Genomic DNA, 2941 nt, shown 5'->3' on the forward strand with positions numbered 1-2941 from the left:
CGCCCGTGTTCCGGGTTCCGCCGGGCGCGGTGCCGCGGGCGGCGCCGCCGGACGCGTGGACAGGCCCTTCCCGGCCGCGGCCTCGGGCACGCGCGACTCCTCACCGGATCACGAGGGGTGGGTGGAGAGGCCAAGCATCCCACATCCCGGCCTCCACGGGCTCCACGGCGCCCCGGCGGCACGCCGGTGAGCTGTCCGAAAGGCCGCTGAGGTGTCCGGCTGTCGATAGTCTTGAGGGGTCACCGGACACACGGTGGATTCCGCACAACAGGAGGAGGTCCCATGAGCGTCGAGTCCCGTGGCGGCAGCGCTCACCGGGGCCGCGCCGGCGCGGAGGCCCCGACCGGGGGCCCGGCCGCGGCCGCCGGGGCCGGAGGGTCCCGCGACCGGACGGCCGACGGGCTGTCCACGCTGCTCGCGCCCGCCGTGGCGGAGGCCGGACTGGACCTGGAGGCCGTGGAGGTGCGTCCGGCCGGACGCCGCCGGCTGGTCAAGATCGTCGTGGACGGCGACGGCGGGGTCAGCCTCGACGACGTCGCCGAGGTGAGCCGGGTGGCGTCGGAGCTGCTGGACGCCTCCGACGTCATGGGCACCGCCCCGTACGTGCTCGAGGTCACCTCGCCGGGTGTCGACCGCCCGCTCACCGAGGCCCGGCACTGGCGGCGCGCCGCCGGACGGCTGGTGGTCGTCCCGCTGACGGGGGAGGAGACCGGCCAGATCGAGGGCCGCGTGGTCTCCGCCGACGACGACGCCGTCGTCATCGACGTCACGCCCGCCAAGGGCAAGGCCGTGAAGGGCCGTCCGGTCAAGCCGGTGCGGCGCGAGTTCGCGCTCGCCGACCTCGGCCCCGGCCGCGTGCAGGTCGAGTTCCGCTCCGAGGCCGACACCGCCGACACCGCCGACACCGCCGACGACAGCGCCGCCGCCGACGGCGGCCGCACCGCCGACGCCGACGGCGCCGACGGCGAGGAGACCGGCGGGCACGGCGGCGGCGAGCCCGTGGACGACCCCGCGGGCGAGGCCGAGGAAACACGTTCTCCGGCCGAGCCGGAATAGAGGGGGGAGCCTCGTGGACATCGACATGACAGCCCTGCGGCTGCTGGAGAGCGAGAAGGACATCTCGCTGGACGTCGCCGTCAAGGCCATCGAAGACGCGCTGCTGATCGCCTACCACCGGGGCGAGGGCGCGGCCACCCGCGCGCGCGTCGAGCTCGACCGCTCGACCGGCCACGTCACCGTGTGGGCGACCGAGACCGACGAGGAGGGCACGGCCGTCCGGGAGTACGACGACACCCCGGACGACTTCTCCCGGATCGCGGCGACCACGGCCAAGCAGGTCATCCTGCAGAAGCTGCGCGACGCCGAGGACGAGCTGACCCTCGGCGAGTTCGCCGAGCGCGAGGGCGACATCGTCTCCGGGATCATCCAGCAGGGCAAGGACCCGCGGAACGTGCTGGTCGACCTCGGCAAGCTCGAGGCGATCCTGCAGCCGCAGGAGCAGGTGCCCGGCGAGCGGTACGAGCACGGCGAGCGGCTGCGCGCCTACGTGGTGCAGGTCCGCAAGGGCCACCGCGGCCCGTCGGTGCAGCTGTCGCGCACCCACCCGAACCTGGTGAGGAAGCTGTTCGCGCTGGAGGTCCCGGAGATCGCCGACGGCACCGTCGAGATCGCCGCGATCGCCCGCGAGGCCGGCCACCGCACCAAGATCGCGGTGCGTTCGCGCAAGCCCGGCGTGAACGCCAAGGGCGCCTGCATCGGCCCGCTGGGCAGCCGGGTCCGCAACGTGATGGCCGAGCTGCACGGCGAGAAGATCGACATCGTCGACTGGTCGGACGACCCGGCCGAGTTCGTCGGCAACGCGCTGTCGCCCGCCCGGGTGAACAGCGTCACCGTGGTGGACGAGGCGGCGCGCACCGCCCGCGTCGTCGTGCCCGACTACCAGCTCTCCCTCGCGATCGGCAAGGAGGGGCAGAACGCCCGGCTGGCCGCGCGGCTGACCGGCTGGAAGATCGACATCCGGTCCGACACCGAGACGGCCGAGGGGCCGGGCGCCGGCTCGGAGGGGCGGCCCGGCGGGTCCGGGAACCGGTCCGAGGAGGCTCCCCGGAGCGGCTCCGGATCGGGCGAAACCGGATCTTCTTCGTCCGCCGCCCCGGCGGCAGGTCCCGCAGACGCCTCGGCGCGGTAGACTGATGGGTGGTGACCGGGCGGTCCCCGTACGAACGTGCGTGGGCTGCCGGGTTCGCACGGCCAAGTCCGACCTGTTGCGCCTGGTGGTACGGGACGATGACGGTGTCATCGTCCTCGATCCGCGAGGGCGGCTTCCGGGCCGGGGCGCTCATCTGCACCCCGATCCGAAGTGCCTCCAGCTCGCCGTCAAGCGTCGGGCGTTCCCCCGGGCCTTTCGCGTCCAGGGGCCGCTCGATCACAGCGGGCTGGAATCCGCACTTGCGGCGTACGCCGCGCAGCAGCAGGATGGCCGAACGGTAAGCGACGTCTAGTCGGAAGCAGGTCGAGATTGCTATGAGCGCTCGATGAGCACGCCGCGATGAGTACGGCAAGGTAACGACGGTCCGGAGGCCGCACCCCCGGACCGAGTAGGGAGTGCAGTGGCGAAGGTCCGGGTTTACGAACTCGCCAAGGAGTTCGGTGTCGAGAGCAAGGTCGTCATGGCCAAGCTCCAGGAGATGGGCGAGTTCGTACGTTCGGCGTCCTCGACGATAGAGGCGCCGGTCGTCCGCAGGCTCACAGAAGCTTTCAATCAGGGGTCCGGCAAGCCCGGCCCCAAGGCCGGGAAGAAGCCGCAGGCTCCCCGGCCCACCCCGCCCAAGCCGGGCCCCTCGGGCAACGGCGCGGGCACCCCTTCCACGACGGGCGAGTCCCGTCCCGCGCCGGGCCCGCGTCCCGGCCCGCGTCCCGCCCCCGGTCCGCGCCCGCAGGG

The 2941-nt window shown here is 73.5% G+C and carries 3 protein-coding genes and 1 pseudogene; all 4 read left to right on the plus strand.

Annotated elements, in window-relative coordinates; genetic code table 11:
* Window positions 1-282: 282 nt before the first annotated feature.
* Window positions 283-894: pseudogene (gene rimP / locus DZF91_RS03125) on the plus strand (ribosome maturation factor RimP); the annotation flags it as partial.
* A gap of 187 nt (window positions 895-1081) precedes the next feature.
* Complete coding sequence (gene nusA / locus DZF91_RS03130) at window positions 1082-2188, plus strand: transcription termination factor NusA (protein ID WP_117355994.1); 1107 nt, start codon at window positions 1082-1084, stop codon at window positions 2186-2188.
* A gap of 4 nt (window positions 2189-2192) precedes the next feature.
* Window positions 2193-2501, plus strand: a complete 309-nt coding sequence (locus tag DZF91_RS03135; protein ID WP_117355993.1) for a YlxR family protein — start codon at window positions 2193-2195, stop codon at window positions 2499-2501.
* Between the two features lie 108 nt (window positions 2502-2609).
* Window positions 2610-2941, plus strand: a 332-nt coding sequence (locus tag DZF91_RS03140; RefSeq protein ID WP_199486368.1) for a translation initiation factor IF-2 N-terminal domain-containing protein, incomplete at its 3' end; no start/stop codon positions are given.

Origin of the sequence: Actinomadura logoneensis, from assembly GCF_003428695.1 — a bacterium.
Taxonomy (GTDB): domain Bacteria; phylum Actinomycetota; class Actinomycetes; order Streptosporangiales; family Streptosporangiaceae; genus Spirillospora; species Spirillospora logoneensis.

What these genes read in the sequence shown, in the direction of transcription:
- nusA (WP_117355994.1), top strand. Translation starts at nt 1,082, where the DNA reads ATGACAGCCCTGCGGCTGCTGGAGAGCGAGAAGGACATCTCGCTGGAC.
- DZF91_RS03135 (WP_117355993.1), top strand. Translation starts at nt 2,193, where the DNA reads ATGGGTGGTGACCGGGCGGTCCCCGTACGAACGTGCGTGGGCTGCCGG.